Origin of the sequence: Streptomyces sp. SID12501, assembly GCF_010550245.1 — a bacterium.
Lineage (GTDB): Bacteria > Actinomycetota > Actinomycetes > Streptomycetales > Streptomycetaceae > Streptomyces.
In genome coordinates this window covers 1-23,496 of the sequence record NZ_JAAGLU010000014.1, presented here as the reverse complement: position 1 = coordinate 23,496, position 23,496 = coordinate 1, and the positions used below count along the sequence as shown (strand labels likewise).

Annotated in this window: 22 protein-coding genes and 1 pseudogene; 11 read left to right on the top strand and 12 right to left on the bottom strand. The window is 67.6% G+C overall.

Translation table 11 applies throughout. The features are described from left to right. Positions 1–55: 55 nt before the first annotated feature. On the bottom strand, positions 56–1,060 hold the full coding sequence (locus G3I71_RS18220) for an asparagine synthetase A (protein ID WP_164315856.1): 1,005 nt from the start codon (positions 1,058–1,060) through the stop codon (positions 56–58). Positions 1,061–1,193: 133 nt separating this feature from the next. Further along, positions 1,194–1,346: a hypothetical protein gene (locus tag G3I71_RS18215; protein WP_164315855.1), complete on the bottom strand. Its 153-nt coding sequence runs from the start codon at positions 1,344–1,346 to the stop codon at positions 1,194–1,196. A gap of 32 nt (positions 1,347–1,378) precedes the next feature. On the opposite strand from G3I71_RS18215, the gene G3I71_RS18210 reads away from it, so the two are divergent. Both G3I71_RS18210 and leuS read left to right on the top strand, forming a co-directional pair. After that, a complete protein-coding gene (locus tag G3I71_RS18210; protein ID WP_164315854.1) occupies positions 1,379–1,576 on the top strand; it encodes a hypothetical protein in 198 nt (65 codons plus the stop codon). Positions 1,577–2,072: 496 nt separating this feature from the next. After that, a complete protein-coding gene (gene leuS, locus G3I71_RS18205) occupies positions 2,073–4,532 on the top strand; it encodes a leucine--tRNA ligase (protein ID WP_164315853.1) in 2,460 nt (819 codons plus the stop codon). A 168-nt stretch (positions 4,533–4,700) separates the two neighbouring features. On the opposite strand, the gene G3I71_RS18200 is transcribed toward leuS, so the two are convergent. Then, a complete protein-coding gene (locus G3I71_RS18200) occupies positions 4,701–5,624 on the bottom strand; it encodes a helix-turn-helix transcriptional regulator (RefSeq protein WP_239149217.1) in 924 nt (307 codons plus the stop codon). 488 nt (positions 5,625–6,112) lie between these two features. On the opposite strand from G3I71_RS18200, the gene G3I71_RS18195 reads away from it, so the two are divergent. Continuing rightward, positions 6,113–6,634: a GtrA family protein gene (locus G3I71_RS18195; protein WP_164316018.1), complete on the top strand. Its 522-nt coding sequence runs from the start codon at positions 6,113–6,115 to the stop codon at positions 6,632–6,634. Between the two features lie 148 nt (positions 6,635–6,782). Here G3I71_RS18195 and G3I71_RS18190 read toward each other — a convergent pair whose 3' ends face one another. After that, positions 6,783–7,487, bottom strand: a complete 705-nt coding sequence (locus G3I71_RS18190; protein WP_164315851.1) for a DUF5324 family protein — start codon at positions 7,485–7,487, stop codon at positions 6,783–6,785. Between the two features lie 389 nt (positions 7,488–7,876). Between G3I71_RS18190 and G3I71_RS18185 the strand changes: the two genes are divergently transcribed. Beyond that, positions 7,877–8,410, top strand: a complete 534-nt coding sequence (locus tag G3I71_RS18185) for a peptidylprolyl isomerase (protein ID WP_164315850.1) — start codon at positions 7,877–7,879, stop codon at positions 8,408–8,410. 155 nt (positions 8,411–8,565) lie between these two features. Further along, the gene (locus tag G3I71_RS18180) at positions 8,566–9,468 is read left to right on the top strand and encodes a rhomboid family intramembrane serine protease (RefSeq protein WP_164315849.1); all 903 of its coding nucleotides are present in this window, start codon (positions 8,566–8,568) and stop codon (positions 9,466–9,468) included. 286 nt (positions 9,469–9,754) lie between these two features. On the opposite strand, the gene crgA is transcribed toward G3I71_RS18180, so the two are convergent. Further along, positions 9,755–10,009 (bottom strand): cell division protein CrgA, encoded by a 255-nt coding sequence (gene crgA, locus G3I71_RS18175; protein ID WP_164315848.1) that lies wholly within the window; start codon positions 10,007–10,009, stop codon positions 9,755–9,757. A 142-nt stretch (positions 10,010–10,151) separates the two neighbouring features. Here crgA and G3I71_RS18170 point away from each other — a divergent pair, with 142 nt between their 5' ends. The 6 genes from G3I71_RS18170 to G3I71_RS18145 are packed head-to-tail and all read left to right on the top strand — an operon-like array spanning position 10,152 to position 14,837. Then, positions 10,152–10,931, top strand: coding sequence for a DUF881 domain-containing protein (locus tag G3I71_RS18170; RefSeq protein WP_164315847.1), 780 nt, complete (start codon positions 10,152–10,154; stop codon positions 10,929–10,931). Between the two features lie 46 nt (positions 10,932–10,977). Continuing rightward, positions 10,978–11,697, top strand: coding sequence for a class E sortase (locus G3I71_RS18165; protein WP_164315846.1), 720 nt, complete (start codon positions 10,978–10,980; stop codon positions 11,695–11,697). A 44-nt stretch (positions 11,698–11,741) separates the two neighbouring features. Beyond that, complete coding sequence (locus G3I71_RS18160; RefSeq protein WP_164315836.1) at positions 11,742–11,924, top strand: hypothetical protein; 183 nt, start codon at positions 11,742–11,744, stop codon at positions 11,922–11,924. Next, positions 11,921–12,559 carry an aminodeoxychorismate/anthranilate synthase component II gene (locus G3I71_RS18155; protein ID WP_164315845.1) on the top strand — a complete coding sequence of 213 codons (639 nt, stop codon included), beginning with the start codon at positions 11,921–11,923 and terminating at the stop codon, positions 12,557–12,559. Before G3I71_RS18160 ends, G3I71_RS18155 begins: the two co-directional genes overlap by 4 nt. Beyond that, positions 12,556–14,028 (top strand): class E sortase, encoded by a 1,473-nt coding sequence (locus G3I71_RS18150; protein ID WP_164315844.1) that lies wholly within the window; start codon positions 12,556–12,558, stop codon positions 14,026–14,028. The genes G3I71_RS18155 and G3I71_RS18150 overlap by 4 nt, the downstream gene beginning before the upstream one ends. A gap of 59 nt (positions 14,029–14,087) precedes the next feature. Then, complete coding sequence (locus G3I71_RS18145; RefSeq protein ID WP_164315843.1) at positions 14,088–14,837, top strand: class E sortase; 750 nt, start codon at positions 14,088–14,090, stop codon at positions 14,835–14,837. 188 nt (positions 14,838–15,025) lie between these two features. Here the strand turns inward: G3I71_RS18145 and G3I71_RS18140 are convergent, their stop codons facing one another. The 7 genes and pseudogenes from G3I71_RS18140 to G3I71_RS18110 all read right to left on the bottom strand — a co-directional run. Beyond that, positions 15,026–15,679 (bottom strand): restriction endonuclease, encoded by a 654-nt coding sequence (locus G3I71_RS18140; protein ID WP_164315842.1) that lies wholly within the window; start codon positions 15,677–15,679, stop codon positions 15,026–15,028. A gap of 144 nt (positions 15,680–15,823) precedes the next feature. Continuing rightward, a complete protein-coding gene (gene pknB, locus G3I71_RS18135; RefSeq protein ID WP_164315841.1) occupies positions 15,824–17,809 on the bottom strand; it encodes a Stk1 family PASTA domain-containing Ser/Thr kinase in 1,986 nt (661 codons plus the stop codon). 169 nt (positions 17,810–17,978) lie between these two features. Further along, positions 17,979–19,451, bottom strand: coding sequence for a penicillin-binding transpeptidase domain-containing protein (locus tag G3I71_RS18130; protein ID WP_164315840.1), 1,473 nt, complete (start codon positions 19,449–19,451; stop codon positions 17,979–17,981). Beyond that, positions 19,448–20,887 (bottom strand): FtsW/RodA/SpoVE family cell cycle protein, encoded by a 1,440-nt coding sequence (locus G3I71_RS18125; protein WP_164315839.1) that lies wholly within the window; start codon positions 20,885–20,887, stop codon positions 19,448–19,450. The genes G3I71_RS18130 and G3I71_RS18125 overlap by 4 nt, the downstream gene beginning before the upstream one ends. 27 nt (positions 20,888–20,914) lie before the next feature. Then, positions 20,915–22,483: a Stp1/IreP family PP2C-type Ser/Thr phosphatase gene (locus tag G3I71_RS18120; RefSeq protein ID WP_203730722.1), complete on the bottom strand. Its 1,569-nt coding sequence runs from the start codon at positions 22,481–22,483 to the stop codon at positions 20,915–20,917. Positions 22,484–22,581: 98 nt separating this feature from the next. Further along, entirely contained in the window at positions 22,582–23,106 is a 525-nt protein-coding gene (locus G3I71_RS18115; RefSeq protein WP_164315837.1) for an FHA domain-containing protein, read from the bottom strand. A 10-nt stretch (positions 23,107–23,116) separates the two neighbouring features. Next, positions 23,117–23,401, bottom strand: a pseudogene (locus G3I71_RS18110) (FHA domain-containing protein); the annotation flags it as partial. Positions 23,402–23,496: the final 95 nt, after the last annotated feature.

Genomic DNA, 23,496 nt, shown 5'->3' with positions numbered 1-23,496 from the left:
CAAGGGGTGCGGAAGCGGCGCGAGAACAGCGCGGAACCGGTACGGGAACGGGCGGTCAGGGAACGATGTTGTGGCCGTTGCGGCGCGGCAGCAGCTGGAAGTCGCGGATGTCGTCGTGGTCGAGCACCCACATCAGGAAGCGCTCGATGCCGAGCCCGAATCCCGAGGTGCGCAACGGCGCGAAGTCCCGCATCTCCAGGTACCAGTTGTACGACTCGGCATCGACCTGGTGGAGATCGAGCGCACGGCGTACCTCCTCGGCCGTCACGTGGCGCTCTCCCGCACCCACGACCTCGCCCATCCCGAACAGCAGGTCCGCGTTGAGCGCGGTACGGCCTTCGGGGTCGCCGAACGCCTGGTAGAAGGGGACGGCGAGGTGGTCCCAGTGCGTCACCCAGAGGAATTCGCCGAGCTTCTCCATGAGCAGCCGCTCCCCCTCCCGGGTGAGGGTGCGCCAGCCGCCCTGGTCCTCGATGCCGGCCCCGCCGAGGAGTTCGGCCGCCTCGTCGAAGGTGATTCGCCTGAACTGCTGCCCCGAGGCGAGCCGTTCGAGCCGGGTCAGGTCTCCGCCACAGCCCAGGATGACGTCCGAGTCGCGCTCCAGCAGACCGGCGGCCAGCTGGCGAAGGTAGTCCTCGACCGTCGTCAGCATCTCGTCCAGACCACCGACGATCTCGGCCTCGCTGTGGAAGAACTGGCACAGGTGGGTGGCGTCGGTGTCCTCGCCCCGGAAGGACGGCATGACGTAGTAGGCGTCGGTTCCGGTCAGCCGGCAGCCGAATTCGAGCATGAACTGCATCGAGTCCGCGAGGTAGGTGGGGGCGCCCATCAGGTCGACGCTGACCGGGAGCGAGTCGCTGCCCAGCCCCATGGGACTGGAAATGGAACCGGTGGTGACGGGCAGGTGCAGGGTCTGACCGCCGCGGGCCCGCCAGTAGTCGAGCGTGAGTTCGCTGATGCTGTTCTGCAGCCGGGCGACCGCCCGGTACCAGGGGTTGCGCAGTACTTCGAGGTGGTAGTTGCTGGCGTTCTTCCAGACCTGGGAAGGAAGAGTGGGCATGGTGAGATCTCCCAGTTGATGTTCATGGCGGGATCGGTTCGGGCGCGGCACCGCGACGGATGTCCGGCGGGAAGCGCGGAAGGCGCTGAACGGCCGGCGGTGTGCCGTCGGGCGGAGTTCAGCCGGGCGGAGTTCAGTCCCAGCCCCAGCTGTCGGGTGCCGTTGTGGTTGTCGTCGCCTCCGCCACCGTGCCGGTGCCCGTGGCCTCCGGGATCACCGCGGCGCTGCCGAACACCGCGACGAGAACGGTGCAGGGAATGATGAAGAGGAGAAAAGCGCGACGCATCGAGTCCTGCCTCAATTGAGCTGAAGGCCACAATGACCTCGACGGCCCTGATGGCGTGGACGAAAAAAGCTGCTCGTAACTGGCGTCCGGAGAAAATTACCGAGTGGGCATTTCTGCTGCCTGGCCGCCGAGCAATAATTTGTCAGCCGTCGATCGGTGAGGCAAGGAAATTAGGTGGCATCAACATGCACTGGCATGATCTGGCCATTCGCAGCCACACGGTTCCGTGAACACGGAGACGACTCCGTGGCACAGTCCGGGCCGCCGGCCGGGCATCGGAATGTGGAACTTCGACCTGTTCGTGCGACCAGTGCCCGCCAGCAATTCGCGCGTTGCCACCAGCACCCCGGAGCCCGCGACGGCGGCGGACTCGGCGGTCAGGAAAATCGCCCCGAGATACGGTGTCTGGCGGTGCCGGGCCAGGTGGACGTGCTCGATCCGGCATGCGGAGACCCTGGGGACGAGTGCGGCTACTTCACAGAGATTGATCCAATTTTGCCCGAATTTGCAATGGGGGGTTTCCAGGTAAATGGCATACACGCTCCGAGGATCGCACCCCGGGGGGCGGACTTTGTGTAAACCATTGGCAGCTTGGCGCCATGGCCATAAACGGCCACCGTGGACGGTATAGGATTAACGCGAGATTCCCTTCCGGGAGCCTGGCGAGACCTCTTCCGTAGGGGGCGGAGCCACGGTCGCTGTTCATCACGCAAAGGCAAAGTGAAAATGAGCGAGAATACGGCGGACTCCGCCGCGTTGATCCAGGGCAAGTGGCGTGACGTGTGGGAGAAGTCGGGTGTCTTTCACGCCGACGGCCACACGGACCGCGAGCGGGCATACGTCCTCGACATGTTTGCCTATCCGTCCGGCGACCTGCACATGGGGCACGCCGAGGCCTTCGCGTTCGGTGACGCGGTGTCCCGTTATCTGACGCAGCGCGGCTACGACGTCCTGCACCCCGTCGGCTGGGACTCGTTCGGGCTGCCTGCGGAGAACGCGGCCATCAAGCGCGACCAGCATCCGGCGGACTGGACGTACAGCAACATCGACACCCAGGCCGAGTCGTTCCGCCGGTACGGCGTCTCCTTCGACTGGTCGACCCGGCTGCACACCTCCGATCCCGAGTACTACCGCTGGACGCAGTGGCTGTTCCTCCGCTTCCGGGAGAAGGGGCTCGCGTACCGGCAGGCCTCGTCCGTCAACTGGTGTCCCAAGGACCAGACCGTGCTCGCCAACGAGCAGGTGATCCAAGGGGAGTGCGAGCGGTGCGGCACCCAGGTCACCAAGCGCGACCTGACCCAGTGGTTCTTCCGGATCACCGCGTACGCCGACCGGCTGCTGGACGACATGGAACTGCTGCGCGAGGGCTGGCCCGAGCGGGTGCTGGCCATGCAGCGCAACTGGATCGGCCGCTCTTCGGGAGCGCACATCGACTTCCGGGTGGCGGGCAGGGAACGCCCCGTACGGGTCTTCACGACCCGTCCGGAAACCCTGTACGGAGCCACCTTCCTCGTCGTCGCCGCGGACTCGCCGCTCGCTGCCGAGCTGTGCGCACCGGAGGGGCGCGCCGACTTCGACGCGTACCTGCAGCGGACCCGGAGGCTGTCCGACATCGACCGTCTCGCGGCCGGACGGGAGAAGACCGGAGTACCGCTCGGCGTCTCGGCGCTGCATCCGCTCACCGGGGAACCTGTTCCCGTCTGGGCGTCGGACTACGTCCTTGCCGGGTACGGCAGCGGCGCGGTGATGGCCGTCCCCGCACACGACCAGCGCGACCTTGACTTCGCACGCACCTTCGACCTCCCCGTCCGGGCCGTCGTGGCGGCCGACGAGAACCCCGCGGTCACCGGCGAGGCGATCGCCGCGGACGGCCCTTACGTCGACTCGGGGCCGCTGAACGGGCTGAACAGGGAGGCGGCCGCCTCCCGCGTCCTCGCCGAGCTCGAGGCCGAGAGCGCCGGCGCCGCAGGGGTGCAGTACCGGCTGCGTGACTGGCTGGTGTCCCGGCAGCGGTTCTGGGGCTGCCCGATCCCGATCGTCCACTGCGCCTCGTGCGGCGAGGTCCCGGTGCCCGACGACCAGCTGCCGGTCCGGCTGCCCGACCTGCGGGGCGCCGACCTCGCGCCGGCCGGCGTCTCGCCCCTGGCGGCGGCCGAGGAGTGGGTCAATGTCCCGTGCCCGAGCTGCGGCGACCCGGCCCTCCGGGACACCGACACCATGGACACGTTCGTCGACTCGTCCTGGTACTTCCTCAGGTACTGCTCCCCGGGCTGGACCGAAGGCCCGTTCGACCCCGCGGCGGTCCGTCGCTGGATGCCCGTCACCCAGTACGTGGGCGGTGTGGAGCACGCCATCCTGCACCTGCTCTACGCCCGCTTCTTCACCAAGGTGCTGCAGGACCTCGGCCTGGTCGACTTCCCCGAGCCCTTCCTGTCCCTGCTGAACCAGGGGCAGGTCCTGCTCAACGGCTCGGCGATGTCCAAGTCCAAGGGCAACATGGTGGACCTCGGCGGACAGATCGCCGAGTACGGTGTCGACGCCGTGCGCCTGACCATGGTCTTCGCCGGTCCTCCGGAGGACGACATCGACTGGGCGGACGTGTCGCCCGCCGGCTCGGCCCGCTTCCTCGCCCGGGTACTGCGGCTGGCCGACGACGTGAGGTCCGATCCTGGGAGCGCACCGGAAGGCGGCGACGACGCATTGCGCCGGGTGATCCACCGGACCGTCGCCCAAGCGACCCAGCTGGTGGAGACACACCGGTTCAACGTGGTCGTGGCACGGACCATGGAACTTGCCAACGCGCTCCGCAAACACATCGACGCGGGTGGTGCCGCGGACCCGGCGGTACGGGAAGGAGTGGAGGCCGTGGCGGTCATGCTGTCGCTCTTCGCGCCGTACACCGCCGAGGAGATGTGGGAGCGGCTGGGCCACGAGCCGAGCGTCTCCCGCGCGGGCTGGCCCGAGGTGGACCCTGCCCTTGCCGCAGAGCGGGACGCGGTCTGTGTGGTTCAGGTCAACGGCAAGATGCAGGGCCGGATAGAGGTGGGCGCCGACATCACCGAAGACGAACTGGTACGCCTCGCACAGGACCGGGCCGCGACCGCCCTGGGCGGCCGACAGGTGGTACGAGTGATCGCGAAGCCTCCCAGGCTGGTCAACTTCGTCACCGCCGACCCTCGGAAGTGACCTGACCCCACTCCGGCCGGCCGGTGCACGGCCTCGTGCCACCGGCCGGCCGGATGCTTCGCCCAGCAGCCGATCACGCCGCCCCGACCCCGAGCAAGAGGAGGCTCCTCCGCTCAGGGACGGCCGGTGCGGCGCCCTTCCCAGTGGCCCGAGGCGGCCCGCCCGGAGTTACAGCCAGCCCGCGCGCGTGGCGAGGACCGCGGCCTCGAAACGGCTGCGCGCCCCCAGCTTGGCCGTGATGCTCGCCATCAGCCGTCGCGTCGTACGCAGCGACAGACCCAGCTTGCGGGAGGCGACGTCGTCCGTCTGCCCCTGGGCGAGCAGGTTCAGCAGAGTGACTTCCTGTGGAGTGGGGTCTTCCGCCGCGTTCGTCTGCTGCACACCCAGCGGCGACGCGCGGTCCCACACCATGTCGAACAGCGACACCAGCGCGCTGAGCACACCGGGCGCGTGGACGACAACGGCGCCGGCCTTGGTGTCCTCCGGGTCGATGGGCAGCAGCGCGACCGACCGGTCGGCGATCAGCATGCGCAGGGGCAGCGACGGGGCGGTCCGGATCTCCCCACCGAGTTCCGAGAGCCAGCGCGCGTACTCTGTCGTCGCCCGGTCGTTGCGCACGCTGTCCAGGTAGATCGTCCTCAACGTCACGCCTGCGGCCAGACTCTCCTCGTCGAGCGGACGACTGGCCTCCAGCGCCTCTCGGCTATGCGCTCCACCCGGCATGAAGGCGAGGAGTTCGGACGTCGCCTGCCGGGACAGCTCGGACAACCGTGTCCGTACGCTGCTTACGCTCTCCAGGCGCTCCAGGCCCGCATTGCCGTGCCGCGTCCGCTGAGCCGCGAAGACGGCGGCCAGATCGGAGGTGACGGCACGCATGGATGCCAGCTCCATCTGCTGGGCGCGGATCTCCACTTCCCGCCGGTGGATGTAGGCGGCCAGACCGACCTCGGGATGAACGGCCACCACGTCGTCCGCCTCGTCCGCGGGCCCGAGCATGGAGAGATCCGCCAATTTGCTCAGGGCCGCACGGACCTCGGACGCTCCGACACCGAGTTCCTGGGCGATCTCCGAGACACCCCAGCGCGGTTGCATGATCACGAGGCGGTACACCTCGATACAGGTTCTGTCCTGTCCGGTCAGTGCCGCCAACGAGTTTGTACCCTCATCCGCCTGTATGGACCGTGTCCCACCTATTGCCTGCGTATCGGTAAAGCTGCTCACGATGATGTCCCCCGACTTTGTTGAACCGTCTCGCGACAATAACCCCGCAGGCTCCTGGCGGAGTGTGCAAAGTGAGTGCGTGAGCTGGGTATTTGCCGTTTCATAACGAAACGGCAGGCCCGGCATACCGAATCTTGAGACGCCTGGAGTAGTGCCTCCCGCACCCCGAAGGTGGGGCTGGCCACACCCCCGGTTGGGGAGTCCACGTCATCGTTTCCAGGAGCGTGCGACGGCATCGTTGAACCCGGTTGATCCCCGTGATCCACAGAGGTTCACAGCCCACCGCCCGTAAGGAAACCGCCGTGAAGTCGCTGCTCCCGTCGAAGCCCAGGACGACCGGCGCGGCGCTGTGCACAGAGGTGTCCGGGGCGAGGGGGACAACCGCCGCCGTTCCCGGGCCACTCGCCTCGTTCGCGCGGTTCGTCCTGTGCGGCGGTGGCGTCGGACTCCTCTCCAGCGGCGCCGTGGCGCTGCTCGCCGCGACGATGCCCTGGGTACTGGCGAACGCGCTGATCACGGTCGCCTCGACCATCCTGTGCACCGAACTCCACGCCCGCTTCACCTTCGGGGCCGGCCGGCGTGCCGGATGGCGCCAGCACTGGCAGTCCGCGGGCTCGGCCACCGCCGCCTACGCCGTCACCTGTGGCGCGATGTTCGCCCTGCACCTGCTGCAGTCCTCGTCGGGCATGCTGACCGAGCAGATCGTCTACCTCAGCGCCTCTGGCCTCGCCGGCCTAGGTCGCTTCCTGGTCCTGCGCCTGTTCGTCTTCGCCGTAGGCCGGAACAAGCCGGTCCGCCGCGACATCCGCCGGGCGCCGGTCCTGAGGAGCATCGGCGGCCTCAGGACGAGCACGCGACTGGTCGTCTCGGCCGTCTCCTGACGAGGGGACCGCGCCGGAAGACTGCCGCCGACGTTGTTTCACGTGAAACAACGCCCGTCATGTTTCACGTGAAACATGACCGTGGGGCGGGAAGCCTTCAGGCTTCCCGCCCCACAGCGATCTCACGAACGACACCATGCGTGAACCGTCAGCGGTGGTTCTCGTCGCCCTCCGCCGCCTCCGACTCGGCCTCCTTCACCTGGACCTCGGGATCCAGGACCGACTGACCAGTGCCGTCCACGGACGTCAGACGACCCGCCTCCGGAACCTCGGTCGCGGCGGGCGGCTCGACCAGCCAGTCGGGGTTGGCCTGCTTGTCCCACCACTTCCACGCGGCAAAAACGCCCCCGGCCAAAATGCCGGCCATGGCCAGCCCCTTGGCGAGCCGGCCGGCCCGGGCCCGCCGCTGGTGCTTGCGGGCCAGCTTCCTGATCTCCTGCGGTGTGACCTGACCGCGCAGCGCGGCCAGCGCCGCGGCACCGCGCGCGGCGGCTTCCTCTCGTACGGGTCCAGCTGCCGCGACCGCGCGCTCCACGCGCGGCGCGGTGTAGTCGGCGGCCTGGCGGGCGGCCCTGGCGGTACGGGCGGCGGCTTCATGGGCGGCATGGTCGACCTTCGGCGGCACATGGGTACGGGCCTGCTCCAGCCGCGGCGCTAGATGCGCGCCGTACTGGACACGGGCCTGTTCCGCAGCCTGGGACACCTTGGGCGCAAGCCGTACGCGTGCCTCGTGTGCGTACTGAGTGGCCCTGTCCTTGGCTGTGTCGGCGTAGGGCGCCACCACGTCCGCGGCGTGCAGGACGCTGTCCTTCGCCGAGCCGGTAGCGGCGCGCACGCTTTCAATGCGGGTCACGGGTTCCTCCTCGTCGGTGGCGTACGGTTATCGACTCTCCACCCTTTTACGGATCATGCCCGGCAATACGTCGTGAGGCATGTGAGGGCGGGCATCCGGGTCAGGGACAGCCGATCGCGCGGGACTGCCGGCACCGGACCGATCGCATGTGACAGCGGATGACGATCACATGCAATAGCGATGAATTCAGGGCATCGGGAGCTTGTCGTCGACAATGCCACGGATCGCGGCAACGTGTCCCCGTCCCGTGCCTACTCGGCCGGTTTTCTCCGAAGCGGCGGAGCGCAAGCGAAAGTGCCGGATTTCCGCTCGGAGGAAGGTGCCGGGCGACGCACGCCGTGGACCGTGCGAGGATCTGGGAGGCACAAGAGGACAACGGAAGGCAGATCGTGGCTGAGCAGCTCTACGCCACCCTGAAGACCAGTCACGGCGACATCGAAGTCCGGCTCCTGCCGAACCACGCGCCCAAGACGGTCCGGAACTTCGTCGAACTCGCCACCGGCGAGCGTGAGTGGACGAACCCGAGCACGGGGACGAAGTCCAGGGACAAGCTCTACGACGGCACGGTCTTCCACCGGGTGATCCGCGGTTTCATGATTCAGGGCGGTGACCCGCTGGGCAACGGCACCGGTGGGCCCGGCTACCAGTTCGAGGACGAGTTCCACCCGGACCTCCGCTTCGACAAGCCGTACCTGCTGGCCATGGCCAACGCCGGACCGGGCACCAACGGTTCGCAGTTCTTCATCACCGTCGCCCCGACGGACTGGCTGTCCCGCAAGCACAGCATCTTCGGCGAAGTCACCGACGCGGCCAGCCAGAAGATCGTGGACACCATCGCGACCGCGACGACCAACCCGCGCACCGAGCGCCCGGTCACCGACGTCGTCATCGAGTCGGTCGTCATCGAGACGCGCCAGGGCTGAGACGCGAGCCCCTCCCACCGGCTCTTTCCCCGGGATCCAAGTGATCCCCACAGGAAACACGCAGGGAACCAAACGCCCCGCCCATCCGTAAGGATGAGCGGGGCGGTGCATTGCACAGACGACGCATCGACGCATCGACGGATTTGGGGGACCCCATGGATCAGGCGCCAGGCAGCCCGCCGGGACCGCAGGACGCCCAGAGCCTGCCCACCTGCTACCGCCACCCGGACCGCGACACAGGCATCCGCTGCACCCGCTGCGAACGCCCGATCTGCCCCGAGTGCATGGTCAGCGCCTCCGTCGGCTTCCAGTGCCCGGAATGCGTGCGCAACGGCTCCGGCACGGGACACGCGCCGAACGCCTCCACTCCCCGCACCCTCGCCGGCGGCACCCTCACGGCCGACCCCAAATTTCTCACCAAGATCCTGATCGGCCTCAATGTCGCCGTCTTCCTGCTTCAGCTGTCGATCGGCGACGACTTCACGGAACGCTTCGAACTCGTCGGCAGGGCCTACTTCCCGGGCCTCGGCTCGATGGAGGGCGTCGCGGAGGGGCAGTGGTACCGGCTGTTCACGTCGATGTTCCTGCACGCCGACGGCAACCCCATGCACATCGTCTTCAACATGCTCAGCCTGTGGTGGATCGGCGGCCCTCTCGAAGGCGCTCTCGGCCGTGCCCGTTATCTCGCGCTGTACTTGGTCTCAGGCCTCGCGGGCAGCGCGCTGACGTATCTGATCGCCGCCCAGAACCAGCCGTCGCTCGGTGCCTCCGGTGCCATCTTCGGCCTCTTCGGCGCGACCGCAGTCCTGATGCGCCGCCTGAAGTACGACATGAGGCCGATCCTCGCCCTGCTGGTGATCAACCTCATCTTCACCTTCGGGATGAGCAACATCGCCTGGCAGGCCCACATCGGCGGCCTGGTCGGCGGCGTCGTCATCGGCTACGCCATGGTCCACGCCCCGCGCGAGCGCCGGTCCCTGGTCCAGTACGGCGTCTGTGGGGTGGTCCTGGTCGCGGTGGTCGTCATGACCCTGATCCGCACGGGCCAGCTCGTCTAGCAGCCCGTTCCACCCGTCCAGCCCGTCCCGCCTGTCACTGAGTGCCTGTTGTCCACAGTCCGTGGCGCTACCTGTGCACAGTGTGCGGGAACAGCTGTGCCCCCTGTCACCGACCGGAGTTTTCCCAGGTCAGGCAGGGGGCAAACAAGCTTGCGATTGCCGGTGCTTCAGTCGTACCGGCGTCAACACTCGCTGAGTTATCCACAGATCGTCGTCTTTTCCCCAGGTGGGGTGTGGAAAATGCTGCTGTCTGTGGATAACTCAGCGAAAGGCCCTGGGTAGAGCCCTACTTCCACTGCGTGGAGACACCGAATCCGGCGGCGATGAAGCCGAAGCCCACCACGATGTTCCAGTTGTCCAGTGAGTCGATCGGCAGCTTGCCGTCGGTCACATAGAACAGAACGATCCAGGCCAGGCCGATGAGGAACATGGCCAGCATGACCGGTGCGACCCAGCCACGGGTGTTCAGTTTGATGGCCGTCGCCTGCTTGGCGGGTGGCGGCGTGTAGTCGGCCTTCTTGCGGATACGTGACTTCGGCACGAGGGTCTCTCCTGTCGATGCGCTGCGTGGCCGCGCAGGGAACTGATTCGGGCTCCGGGGCAGCGTACAAGGGGACACTTAGTGCTCCCCCGGGCGTCCGTTAGCGTAGTGCTTCCGCGGCGCCGAAGGAGATAAGGGTACGTTGAGCAATTCTGCCGACTCTCCCGGGAGGGATCCCAGTCCCACCCGTAACCGTCGATTCCGCCCGGTGCGGGTGCTCACTGTGGGGGTCTTCGCCCTCGCGGGGCTGATTTTCTTCACGAGCTTCGACACGGCCAAGGGCACGAACATCCGCACGGACGCCTCCCTGCTGAAGCTTTCGGACCTCATCCAGGACCGTAGCCACAAGAACGGCCGGCTCGACGAGTCCCTCGCGGCCCTGCGCGACGACGTCGAGGCGCTCGCCGAGCGCGACGACGGCAGTACCGAGGCCGAGGACGCCAAGCTGGCGGCGCTGGAGAAGGCCGCGGGCACCCAGAAACTCAAGGGCGAGGCGCTCACGGTCACCCTCGACGACGCTCCGCCGAACGCCACCGCGAAGCTCCCCGGCTATCCCGAGCCGCAGCCCGACTATCTGGTCATCCACCAGCAGGACCTGCAGGCCGTGGTGAACGCCCTGTGGCAGGGCGGGGCCAAGGGCATCAAGGTCATGGACCAGCGCCTGATCTCCACCAGCGCGGTCCGCTGTGTGGGCAACACCCTGATCCTCCAGGGACGCGTCTACTCACCCCCGTACAAGATCACGGCGATCGGTGACCCGGAGAAGCTGAGGAGCGCGCTCACGGCGTCCAAGGCGATCCAGAACTACATGGTGTACGTCAACGTCTACGGGCTCGGCTGGCAGGTCGACGAGGACGGGACGGTGACTCTGCCCGGCTACTCGGGCACAGTGGACCTGCACTACGCGAAGCCTGTGGAGTAGCTGGAACAGCGGCTGAAGCAGCCGGTAGCTCATCGCTGGGGGGCCTGTGTCGGGGCGCGTGATCATCAGGACGGTCAGCGAACTGTGCGTCACGGTGGGCACGGTGATCGTGCTCTTCGTCGTGTACGTGCTGTTCTGGACGGGCGTGAAGGCCGACGACGTCATGGACGACCAGATCCACCAGCTGCAGGAACAGTGGTCGAAGGGCACGGTGACGCAGGCGCCGCCACAGCCGACGCCGACGTCCGCGAGCACCACGGCCTCGACGGCCGGCCCCAAGCCCTCCGGGCCGTACACCTCGGGCAAGCCCTTCGCGATCATGTACATTCCGCGGCTTGGTTTCACGTGGAACAAGCCCGTGCTCGAAGGCACGAGGACGAACACCCTGAAGAAAGGCCTCGGCCACTACGCCACCACCACGAGGCTCGGCCAGGAGGGCAACTTCTCGGTCGCCGGCCACCGGCGTACGTACGGCGATCCGTTCAAGGACTTCCCGAGGCTGCGCCGCGGGGACGCGGTGGTGCTGACGGACGGGACGACGTGGTTCACGTATCGGATCGACAAAGGCCCCTACAAAACCGTGCCCACGGATATTGAGGTGATCGACCCTGTGCCACGTAAGAGCGGGTACACGCATCCGGGTCGTTATCTCACGCTGACCACGTGTGATCCGGAGTGGGGACACAGTCATCGGCTGATCGTCTGGGCGCACCTGGATTCCACACAGCCTGTGGAGGCCGGGAAACCCGTGGCGCTGCGCCGTTAATCTGGTGAGGTACGGCGTGAGTCCGGTGCCGCGAGTCGGGTGCCGTGGGCGACGGAAGGGACGGCATGTACGGCTGGATCTGGCGGCATCTGCCGGGGAACGCGTGGGTGAGGGCGTTGCTCTCCCTCGTGCTGGCGCTGGCGGTTGTCTACGTGCTCTTCCAGTACGTCTTCCCGTGGGCCGAGCCCCTCCTCCCCTTCAACGATGTGACGGTGAACGACCAGTGAGCGCACGGATTCTCGTCGTCGACAACTACGACAGCTTCGTCTTCAACCTGGTCCAGTACCTGTACCAGCTGGGCGCCGAGTGCGAGGTGCTGCGCAACGACGAGGTGTCGACGGCGCACGCGCAGGACGGCTTCGACGGTGTGCTGCTGTCGCCGGGCCCGGGTACGCCCGAGGAGGCCGGCATCTGCATCGAGATGGTCCGCCACTGCGCGGCCACCGGGGTGCCGGTGTTCGGTGTCTGCCTGGGCATGCAGTCGATGCAGGTGGCGTACGGCGGTGTGGTGGACCGCGCGCCCGAGCTGCTGCACGGCAAGACGTCCCTCGTGGAGCACGGGGGACGGGGTGTCTTCGCGGGCCTGCCGAGCCCCTTCACGGCGACCCGCTACCACTCGCTGGCGGCGGAACCGGACACGGTCCCGGCCGAGCTCGAAGTGACCGCCCGTACGCACGACGGCATCGTCATGGGCCTCAGGCACCGTGAGCTTCCCGTCGAGGGGGTGCAGTTCCACCCCGAGTCGGTGCTGACGGATCACGGTCACCTGATGCTGGCCAACTGGCTGGTGGAGTGCGGTGACCCGGACGCTGTGGCGAGGTCTGTGGGGCTCGCCCCGGTGGTGGGCAGGGCCTCGGCGTGACCGCCGTGCGCCCCGAGCGCGAGTCCGGTTCCGCGTACGGCGGAGACACCGGCGACCAGGGAACCTCGTACGGGCAGCAGCAGCCGTACGAGGCGCCGGGCGCGTTCGAGGCGGCGGTGGACGGCCTGGCGGACCCACTGAGCGACCCGTTGCCGGGGCAGCGGAACGATCCGCCTGCGCCTGTGCCTCCTCCGTCGGCTGCCCGCGCGCGGGGCCGGCGGCGGAAGCGGAGCCATGCGCGGCCCTACGGCGCCTCGGCCGAGCACGGTGCGGCGGAGCACCGCGACCCCGGACCCGAGTCGGGGTACGAGGCGCGGGGGTACGCGCAGGACTGGCAGGTGGGGGTGTACGAGGAGCAGGTGCCGTACGCGCCTCCTCCCGCGGCTTCCTCTGTCGCGCCTCCTGCCGCGGTCCCTCCCGCCGCCTCTCCCGCGCCCCTTCCGGAGACGCCTCCCGCGTCCCCGACCGTCGTCCTGCGGCCCGTCCTCCGCCCGCCTGTCGACGAGGAGACGGTGGCGCTGCGGCTGGCGGACCTGCCTGCCGGTCTGCGTCCCGAGGCGCCGCGAATAGGCGACGAGGACTCGACGCCGACGGCTTCGGCCGCCTCAGGGGCCACAGGCGCCCCTGAGCGCCCGTCTGTGTCCAGCGGGCGCGCAGCGCGCCGGAGGGCCGCCAAGGCCCGTCACGGTCGCCCTGAGGGCCCGCAGGAGGCATCGGAGGGCGTGGCCGCCGAGACGTCGGCGGAGGGAGTGCCTCTTTCGCGGGTCGCGGCGAGGCAGGCGGCGCGGGCGCAGAAGCCGGGCATGGCGGTGATGGCGAGCCGGGCGGTCGGTGAGGTGTTCATCACCACCGGCGTACTGATGCTGCTGTTCGTGACCTACCAGCTGTGGTGGACGAACGTGCGGGCGCACGCGCAGGCCGGGAACGAGACGACCAGCCTCCAGGACGACTGGGCGAGCGGGAAGCGGGCGCCGGGGGTGTTCGAGCCCGGGCAGGGCTTCGCGATCCTGGACATCCCCAAGCTGGACGTGGTGGTGCCGATCGCGGAGGGCACCAGCAAGAAGAAGGTGCTGGACCGGGGCATGGTCGGGCACTACGCGGAGGGCGGCCTCACCACGGCGATGCCGTCCGCGGCGACCGGCAACTTCGGGCTCGCGGGCCACCGCAACACGCACGGTGAGCCGTTCCGGTACATCAACCGGCTGAAGAAGGGCGACGCGATCGTCGTGGAGACGCAGGACAAGTACTACGTCTACAAGATGGAAGCGATCCTGCCGGTCACGTCGCCGGGCAACACGAGCGTGCTGAACCCGATTCCGACCGGCTCGGGTTTCACCAAGCCCGGCCGCTACATCACTCTCACGACATGCACGCCGGAGTTCACGAGCAAGTACCGGATGATCGTGTGGGGCAAGATGGTCGAGGAACGGCCGCGCAGCAAGGGCAAGCCGGATGCGTTGCTGCAGTAGTTGGTGCAGTGGTGGTGACGGCGGCGGGCTCGTGCAGTAGCAGTAAGGGCAGATGAAGAGTGGCAGCGACGACGGACCACGACGAGCAGACCGCCGACGCCCCGGTTTCCCCGTCGCAGGCCCGCCCGCGGGGGCCGGTCGGCAAACTGGCCACCGCGGTGAGCCTTTTCGGTGAACTCCTCATCACGGCGGGCCTGGTGCTCGGCCTGTTCGTCGCGTATTCGCTCTGGTGGACGAACGTCGTCGCGGACCGCGAGGCGGACAAGCAGGGTGACGAGGTGCGCGACCACTGGGCCGACGCGAACTCGGGCCCCGGCGCCCTGGACACCAAGGACGGCATCGGCTTCCTGCACGTCCCGGCGATGAGCAACGGCGAGGTCCTGGTCAAGAAGGGCACGTCGTCGAAGGTCCTGAACGACGGCGTGGCCGGCTACTACATGGACCCGATCAAGTCGGCGCTCCCGCAGGCCAAGCAGGGCAACTTCACACTGGCGGCCCACCGGGACGGCCACGGCGCCAAGTTCCACAACATCGACAAGCTGAAGAAGGGCGACCCGATCGTCTTCGAGACGAAGAACGACTGGTACGTCTACAAGGTCTACGACACCCTTCCGGAGACCTCGAAGTACAACGTCCAGGTCCTGTCCGCGATCCCGAAGGAATCGGGAAAGCGGAAGCCTGGGCGGTACATCACGTTGACGACCTGCACGCCGGTGTTCACGTCGGAGTACCGGTACATCGTGTGGGGGGAGCTGGTTCGGGTGGAGAAGGTGGACTCGAAGCGGACGGTTCCTCAGGAACTCAGCTGACAGGCCCCCTTGGAGGGGGTCTGTCGTTAGCATGACGGAGGCCCGAAGCCGCAACTTTCCTTTGCGGCTTCGGGCCTCACCGGTCCCCTGGCTTTGGATAACCTCCCGGTTAGCGCGACAAGGTGTCTCGCTTAATTCCTGCAGCAACTGAGACCGGCCGACTGGATTGCTTCGAGCAGCTCAGCTCTCTACTGGCCCTTTTCGTACCTCGCGGTCTCAAGCCTCCGGAGCCGCGCGTGATGCTGCCTGAGCCGCCGCTCGACGTGCTGGACGCCCGTCCGCAGCGCGACCAACTCCCTCCTGTGCTCGCCCGACGTCTCGATCAGGGCGTTGAACATCGGCACGACGGTGTTGGCGAGGACGTGGGTGATCCGTTGGTCGATGCGCCGGTCGATGTGGTCGTCGACGGAGAACGTGCCTGTACCGACAGGGTTGTCCACAGGCCGAGCGCGTACCAGGTACTCCATGTCGAGCAGGTACACACGCACCTGACGTGCGACTTCGCTGTCCCGGAGCAGCATGGCGACGTTCAGAACGGTTCGGCGGGAGAAGAGGGCGAGGTGGCGTGTGTGGGACTGGACCCCACTAAGCTCCTTGAAGGAGCTTAGTTCTGAACCTGTCAAAACTCGGTAGCCGTTGGATTGCAGTTCCGTGCCATGGTCAAGCACCAGCGAGCGGATGGCCTTGATGCCGACCTGAAAGTACGTCGCCACCATCGCCGTAGTCACATGCATCCCGTCCGGCAGCAGCGACAGCGCCTTCACCCTGTCGAGCACGTCCGTCCGGTCCAGCGCGCTGTCGCGGAGCGCCTTCGATTCCAGCAGTGCTGTTTCGTTGATCACTTTTCGTTTCTCCTCACTCGTCGGTTTTTCCTCACATATCCAACGAGTTCAGGCATACGAAGTTCTGGTCGGATTTCGCACATGGATATGAGTGAGCCCCGGCTCCTTTGCAGGTGCCGGGGCTCACTAAGGTGACAAGCGGGGTCAGCCGTCGTTGCCGTTGTTTCCGCCGTTGTTGCCGTTTCCGAAGCCGAAGCTCTGGAGCGTGATCTGGGTGTTCCCCGGGTCGTCGACCTCTGTGTCCTTGACCGGGTCCTGGGCGGTGACGAAGGCGGTGTCGCTCTGGTCGCTGCCCTGGGTGAACTGGATGTTGGTGAAGCCGGCCGCCTGGAGGGTCTGCTTGGCCTGTCCCACGGTCTGTCCGACGACGTTCGGGACCTGGGTCTTCTCCTGCTCCTCGGCCTTCTTGCCGATCTGGATGGTCACCTTGGACCCCGGGTCGGCCTGGGCGTTGGCCTGCGGTGAGGTCGCGATGACCTTGCCGTCCTGGTTGTCGTCCTCGGTCGCGATCTCCGTGCACTCGCCGATGAGGTCGTTGTCCGTCATCTGTTGCTTGGCTGTGTCACAGTCCTGGCCGGTGACGTCCGGGACGGTCGACTTCTCTTCCTCCTTGGCGATGGTGAGGGTGATCGTCGTGCCCTTCTCCACCTCGTCGCCGACGTCCAGAGACTGTTCCAGGACCTTCCCCGGGTCCTCGGGGGACTCCTTGGTCACCGTCTTGACGTCGAGTTGGTACTTGTCGCCCTCGAGTTCCTTCGTGGCCTCGTCGACATCGTCCCCGAGCACGCTCGGTACGACCACCTTCGGCGCCCCGGTGGACACCACCAGCGCGATGGTCTGGTCCTTCTTCACCTCGACACCGGCCGCGGGCACCTGGGAGCAGATGTTGCCCTTGGGCTCGTTCTCGCAGGGCTTCTCGGTGAACGTCAGTTTCAGCTCGACGTTCACCGCTGCCTGCTGCGCATCCTTCTTGGACTGGCTGACGAAGTTCGGGTTGCTGAAGGCGCTGTCGTTCACAGCCTGGCCGTCGAACACCCACTTGCCGATCAGGATCGCGCCCACCAGCACCAGGATGCCCGCCACGGCCAGCAGGATCGTCGAGGTGTTCGACTTCTTCGGCTGGCGGCGTCGGGAGCGGTCGTCGTAGCCGAAGCCGCCGTCGTCCGGGCTCATCGGGGGGAGCATGGTGGTCGCGCCGGCGTCGGAGCGCAGGGCGGTGGTGGCCTGGTCGTCGGGGTAGCCGTAGCCGCCGTAGCCGACCGCGCTCATGGCTTGCGCAGCTGCGACGGGCTGGCCGTCGAGGCAGGCCTCGATGTCGATGCGCATCTCGTCGGCGGACTGGTAGCGGTAGTCCGGGTCCTTGACCAGGGCCTTGAGGACGATGGCGTCCATCTCGGGAGTGATCTCGGGGTCGAACACCGACGGGGGCTGCGGTTCCTCCCGTACGTGCTGGTACGCCACCGCGACCGGGGAGTCCCCGATGAACGGAGGGCGGACCGTCAGGAGTTCGTAGAGCAGGCACCCGGACGAGTACAGGTCGGACCTGGCGTCCACCTGTTCGCCCTTCGCCTGTTCCGGCGACAGGTACTGGGCTGTCCCTATGACCGCCGACGTCTGCGTCATCGTCATGCCGGAGTCGCCCATCGCACGGGCGATGCCGAAGTCCATGACCTTGACCTGGCCGTTGCGCGTGAGCATCACGTTGGCCGGCTTGATGTCACGGTGGACGATGCCGCTTCTGTGGGAGTACTCCAACGCCTGGAGGATCCCGATGGTCATCTCCAGCGTCCGCTCGGGCAGCAGCTTGCGGCCCGAGTGGAGGAGCTCGCGGAGGGTCGAGCCGTCCACGTACTCCATGACGATGTACGGGATGGACGTCCCGTCGATGTAGTCCTCGCCGGTGTCGTACACGGCGACGATCGCGGGATGGTTGAGCGAGGCGGCCGACTGGGCCTCCCGGCGGAACCGGGCCTGGAAGGAAGGGTCTCGCGCGAGGTCGGCGCGCAAGGTCTTCACTGCCACGGTGCGGCCCAGGCGGGTGTCATGTGCGAGGTATACCTCTGCCATGCCACCACGGCCGAGCACGTGACCCAGCTCGTACCGGCCGCCGAGGCGACGCGGCTCTTCCATGCTTCCTACCAGCCCTCTCCGTCGGTCCCGACCGCACCTGTGTGTGGTCCGGCGGTGTGCCGTCCGGGCCTACGGTACCCGGGTTCATTTGTGTGACCTGGCCAAGCCCGTCAGCCGATACCGGACCGGTATCGCAACGTGCACCGATGTGAAGGGGACGTGACGGGGGTCACTGCTTGCTGTTGATGACCGCCTCCATCACGCTCTTGGCGATGGGCGCGGCCAGACCGCCGCCCGAGATGTTGTCGCGGATGGCGCCCTCGTCCTGGACGACGACGGCCACGGCGACCGGTGAGCTGCCGTCGGCGAGCTTGGCATAGGAGATGAACCAGGCGTACGGCTTCTCGCTGTTGTCGACGCCGTGCTGGGCGGTACCGGTCTTGCCGCCGACGGTCACGCCGTTGATCTGGGCGTTCTTGCCGGTGCCGTCCTTGACGACCGTCTCCATCATCGACTGGAGGGTCTGGGCGTTCTTGGAGGTCAGCGGCTGGCTCATCTCCTCGGGCTCGGTCTGTTGGAGCACGTCGAGGTTGGGGGCCTGGAGCTTGTCGACCATGTACGGCTTCATCAGCTTGCCGTCGTTGGCGATCGCGGAGGCGACCATGGCCATCTGTAGCGGGGTCGTCGCGGTCTCGAACTGGCCGATCGAGCTGAGCGCGGTCTGCGGCCTGTCCATCTTCTCGGGGAAGTTGGAGGCGGCGGAGCGGACCGGGACGAACTGCTCGGAGTTGAAGCCGAACTTCTTGGCCTCCTCCAGCATCTTGTCCTTGCCGACGTCGACGCCGATCTTGCCGAAGACCGTGTTGCAGGAGTACTGGAGGGCGACGCGCATGGTCGCGTTCTTACAGGGGATGGACCCCTCGTTCTTCAGCTCGGTCGTGGTGTCCGGCAGTGTGTAGGGAAGCGGCGAGTCCGTCTTCTCGTCGGCGTCGGTGTACAGGCCGTTCTCGAGAGCCGCCGCCGCCGTCACGACCTTGAAGGTGGAGCCGGGCGGGTAGATGTCGCGCAGGGCCCGGTTGAGCATGGGGTCGTCGGGGTCGGCCTTCTTCTGAAGCTTCGTCCAGGCCTCCGAGTCCTTGTTCGAGTTCCCGGCGAACACCGAGGGGTCGTACGAGGGGAAGGAGGCCAGGGCCAGGATCGCGCCGGTGGACGGGTCGATCGCGGCCACCGCGCCCTTGCCGCGGCCCTTGAGGCCGTCGTACGCGGCCTTCTGGGCGGCGGCGTTGAGGGTGGTGACGACGTTGCCGCCCTGCTTCTTCTTGCCCGTGATCATGTCGAGGGTGTTGCGGAAGAAGAGCCGGTCGTCGTTGCCGGTGAGGATGCCGTCGTCGATGGATTCGAGCTGCGTCGCGCCGAACGCCTGCGAGGCGTAGCCCGTCACGGGGGCCCACATGGGGCCGTCCTTGTAGCTGCGCTTGTACTCGTAGTCGCTGCTGTCGGACGTGGTGGAACCGGTGATCGACTTGCCGTCGACGATGATGTCGCCGCGGGGTGTGGCGTAGCGCTCGATGGCGACGCGGCGGTTGAGGGTGTCGTCCTTGAGGTCGTTCGCCAAGACGTACTGGATCCAGTTGTCGCGGAGGAGCAGGGCGAGCACGAGCAGCCCGCAGAAGAGGGCGATCCGGCGCAGGGGCTTGTTCACGGTCGGACCACCTGGGTCATCTCGGCGTCGGGGTTGGGAGCCGGGGCGGGCGCCGGGCGGCGTGCGGTGTCACTGATTCTGAGCAGGATGCCGATGAGGGCCCAGTTGGCGATGACGGAGGAACCGCCGTACGCCAGGAAGGGCATCGTCATACCGGTGAGCGGGATCAGGCCCATGACGCCGCCGGCGACGACGAAGACCTGGAGGGCGAAGGCGCCGGAGAGGCCGATGGCGAGGAGCTTGCCGAAGGGATCGCGGGCGGCGAGGGCGGTGCGGACGCCGCGTTCCACGATCAGGCCGTAGATGAGCAGGATCGCCATGATGCCGGCCAGGCCGAGTTCCTCGCCGAAGGTGGCGAGGATGAAGTCGGAGTTGGCCGCGAAGCCGATGAGGTCGGAGTTGCCCTGGCCGAGGCCGGTGCCGAGGGTGCCGCCGGAGCCGAAGGCCCACAGGGCCTGCATGGACTGCTCGGTGTGGCCTTGGACGCCCTTCTGGCTGAGGAGGTACTCGTTCATCGGGTCGAGCCAGGCCTGGACGCGCTGCTGGACGTGCGTCTCGAAGCTGGCCACACCGACCGCGCCGGCCGCCGACATCAGCATCCCGAAGACGATCCAGCTGGTCCGCTCGGTGGCGACGTACAGCATGATGATGAACATTCCGAAGAACAGCAGCGACGTGCCGAGGTCGGTCTCGAAGACCAGGATCAGGATCGAGATGATCCAGACGACGATGATCGGTCCGAGGTCGCGGCCGCGGGGCAGGTACAGGCCCATGAAGCGGCGGCTGGCGAGGGCGAGCGCGTCACGCTTCACCATCAGGTAGCCGGCGAAGAAGATCGCGAGGGCGATCTTCGCGAACTCGCCGGGCTGGACGGTGCCCAGGCCGGGGATCTTGATCCAGATCTTGGCGCCGAAGATGTCGACACCGAGGCCCGGGACGAGCGGCAGGACCAGCAGGACGAGCGCGCCGGCCATGGAGATGTAGGTGTAGCGCTGCAGGATGCGGTGGTCCTTGAGGAAGACCAGCACGGCGACGAACAGGGCCACGCCCAGTGCGGAGTACAGGAGTTGGCGCGGTGCCGCCTCGACGTAGATGTTGAGCCGCTGGAGCCGCTTGGACTGGTCCAGCCGCCAGATGACGACCAGCCCGATGCCGTTGAGCAGCGTGGCCAGGGGCAGCAGCAGTGGGTCGGCGTACGGGGCGAACTTCCGTACGACCAGGTGGCCGACGCCGGCGATCAGGCCGAGTCCGAGGCCGTAGCTGAGCAGGCCTGCGGGGACTTTGTCGTCCATGGCCAGGCCCACGTTGACGTAGGCGAAGACGGGGATGACGACGGCGAACACCAGGAGTGCCAGTTCGGTGTTGCGCCGGCTCGGGGTGCCGATCGCGCCGATCGTGGACGTGTGGTGCTGCGAGGTGTTGGTTGGACTGCTCATCGTATGAAGTGGCCCCTCACGGCTTGCCTACTGCTTACCGCACAGCGAGACCAGCTTCTGCTCATCCTCGGAGAGGCTGGGGCCGGGTGTGGGAGTGGGTGCGGTTGTGGACGGAGACGCCGTTGTGGTCGGCGTCGGGCTCGGCGATGCCTTGGACGCGGCGGCGGTACTGATGGTTCCCGTGGTGCCTCCGGCCTCGCCCTCGCCGGTCTTGGCGTTGTTCGCGTTGTCGGCCGCGCGCCGTGCTTCCTGCTTCTTGCACGCGGAGGCCTGGACGGCCAGTTCGGAGATCTTCGACTGGGCGTCCTTGAGGCCGCCCTCCGCGATGGTGGCCTTGACCTGCTTCTGCTGGTAGGCGGGCAGGTACTTGAGTTCGATCTCGGGGTGGTCCTTCTCGACCTTGGAGAGCGACACCCAGGCGAGGTCCTGGCTGATGCCCCGGTACAGAGCGACGTGCTCGTCGGTGGCGCCGACGTAGTACTGGGTCTGTGTCCAGCGGTAACCGCCGTACAGGCCGCCGCCGATGACGGCGAGGGCGAGCGTGATGTAGAGGGTTCTCTTGAACCACCTGCGGCCGGCGCTGGGTTTGACGAAGTCCTCGTCGGTGTAGCCGCCGAAGCCGCCGGTCTGGATGTAACCGGTGGTGTCGCCGGAGCCGGGCGGCCCGAACTCGCCGCCCCCGCCGCCGTGCGCGGGCCGCTGCCGGCCGAGCCCGGAGGCGCGTCCCGCGGGCGTCTGCATGGCGCCGCCGTCGTGCAGGTTGTGCTGGTTGTGCTGGTTCTCGGCGACCGCGCCGACCACGACGGGTACGTCGGACAGCTGGCCGGCGAGGGTGTCCCCGGTGTCGAGGTCCAGGACGTCGGCGATGATCACGGTGATGTTGTCGGGGCCGCCGCCGCGCAGCGCGAGCTCGATGAGCTGCTGCACGGTCTCCTGGGGGCCCTGGTAGCTGGCGAGGGTGTCCTCCATGGTCTGGTGGGACACGACGCCGCTCAGCCCGTCGGAGCAGATCAGGTACCGGTCGCCGGCCCGGACCTCACGGATGGAGAGGTCGGGCTCGACATGGTCGCCGCTGCCCAGCGCGCGCATGAGGAGCGAGCGTTGCGGGTGGGTGGTGGCCTCTTCCTCGGTGATGCGTCCCTCGTCGACGAGGCGCTGCACCCAGGTGTGGTCCTGCGTGATCTGGGTGAGGACGCCGTCCCGGAGGAGGTACGCACGTGAGTCGCCCACGTGTACGAGGCCGAGGCGCTGGCCCGTCCACAGGAGGGCGGTGAGCGTGGTGCCCATGCCCTCCAGCTGGGGGTCCTCCTCGACCATCATGCGGAGCTGGTCGTTGGCCCGCTGCACGGCGGTGCCGAGCGAGGTGAGGATGTCGGAGCCGGGGACGTCGTCGTCGAGGGCGACGATGGTGGAGATCACCTCGGAGGAGGCGACCTCACCGGCGGCCTGGCCGCCCATGCCGTCGGCGATCGCGAGGAGGCGGGGACCGGCGTAGCCGGAGTCCTCGTTGCCCTCGCGGATCATGCCTTTGTGCGATCCGGCGGCGAAGCGCAGTGACAGACTCATGCGCACCTCGCCCGTCGGCTCCGGGTACATCCGCACGGTGCCCACCCTCCGGTCGGGAGCGCGCCGGTGGCCTTCACATGGACCGCCGCTGCGTGCTCGCTCCGCTCGCGCCTATTCATGATGTAGCACTACTTCCGCAGCTCGATGACGGTCTTGCCGATGCGGATCGGCGCGCCCAGCGGAATCGGTGTGGGAGTCGTCAGCCGGGTCCGGTCGAGATAGGTGCCGTTGGTGGACCCGAGGTCCTCGACGATCCACTGGCCGTCGCGGTCCGGGTAGATCCTGGCGTGCCTGCTGGAGGCGTAGTCGTCGTCCAGCACGATGGTCGAGTCGTGGGCCCGCCCGAGCGTGACCGTCTGCCCCTGGAGGGCGACGGTTGTGCCCGTCAGGGTGCCCTCCGAGACGACGAGTTTGCTGGGTGCGCCCCGGCGCTGCCTGCCGCCGCCGGACGGCTGCTGCTGGCGTTGCTGCGGTGGCGCGGCGGCCTGTCGGGCGGCCGCCTGCTGCTGGCGGCCGCTGTCACGCCTCGACCCGCGCTGGGTGACACGCGTACCGAACAGGTCGCTGCGGATGACCTGCACGGCCACGATCACGAACAGCCACAGAACAGCCAGGAAACCCAGCCGCATGACCGTGAGGGTCAGCTCTGACATTGCCCCCGCTTCACCCTTCGGCTTGCCGGTAAATGATGGTGGTGCTGCCCACGACGATTCGGGAGCCGTCGCGGAGCGTAGCGCGGGTGGTGTGTGTCCCGTCCACCACGATGCCGTTGGTGGACCCTAGATCCTGGATTGCGGGGGGTGTTCCGGGGCGGATCTCACAGTGCCGACGCGAGACGCCGGGGTCGTCGATCCGCACGTCGGCCTCGGTGCTGCGGCCCAGGACGAGCGTCGGGCCGGTGATCTGGTGGCGGGCGCCGTTGATCTCGACCCAGCACCGCATCCGGCCCGCTCCCGCGGCCGGCCGCTGCCCCATGGGCGGTCCCGCCGGGGCGGCGCCGAGAGATCGGAAGAGCGTGCGGTAGGGAAAGGGGGTAGGCTATA

What these genes read in the sequence shown, in the direction of transcription:
- G3I71_RS18220 (WP_164315856.1), bottom strand. Translation starts at nt 1,060, where the DNA reads ATGCCCACTCTTCCTTCCCAGGTCTGGAAGAACGCCAGCAACTACCAC.
- G3I71_RS18215 (WP_164315855.1), bottom strand. Translation starts at nt 1,346, where the DNA reads ATGCGTCGCGCTTTTCTCCTCTTCATCATTCCCTGCACCGTTCTCGTC.
- G3I71_RS18210 (WP_164315854.1), top strand. Translation starts at nt 1,379, where the DNA reads ATGACCTCGACGGCCCTGATGGCGTGGACGAAAAAAGCTGCTCGTAAC.
- leuS (WP_164315853.1), top strand. Translation starts at nt 2,073, where the DNA reads ATGAGCGAGAATACGGCGGACTCCGCCGCGTTGATCCAGGGCAAGTGG.
- G3I71_RS18200 (WP_239149217.1), bottom strand. Translation starts at nt 5,624, where the DNA reads ATGCAACCGCGCTGGGGTGTCTCGGAGATCGCCCAGGAACTCGGTGTC.
- G3I71_RS18180 (WP_164315849.1), top strand. Translation starts at nt 8,566, where the DNA reads ATGGATCAGGCGCCAGGCAGCCCGCCGGGACCGCAGGACGCCCAGAGC.
- pknB (WP_164315841.1), bottom strand. Translation starts at nt 17,809, where the DNA reads ATGGAAGAGCCGCGTCGCCTCGGCGGCCGGTACGAGCTGGGTCACGTG.
- G3I71_RS18125 (WP_164315839.1), bottom strand. Translation starts at nt 20,887, where the DNA reads ATGAGCAGTCCAACCAACACCTCGCAGCACCACACGTCCACGATCGGC.
- G3I71_RS18120 (WP_203730722.1), bottom strand. Translation starts at nt 22,483, where the DNA reads ATGTACCCGGAGCCGACGGGCGAGGTGCGCATGAGTCTGTCACTGCGC.
- G3I71_RS18115 (WP_164315837.1), bottom strand. Translation starts at nt 23,106, where the DNA reads ATGTCAGAGCTGACCCTCACGGTCATGCGGCTGGGTTTCCTGGCTGTT.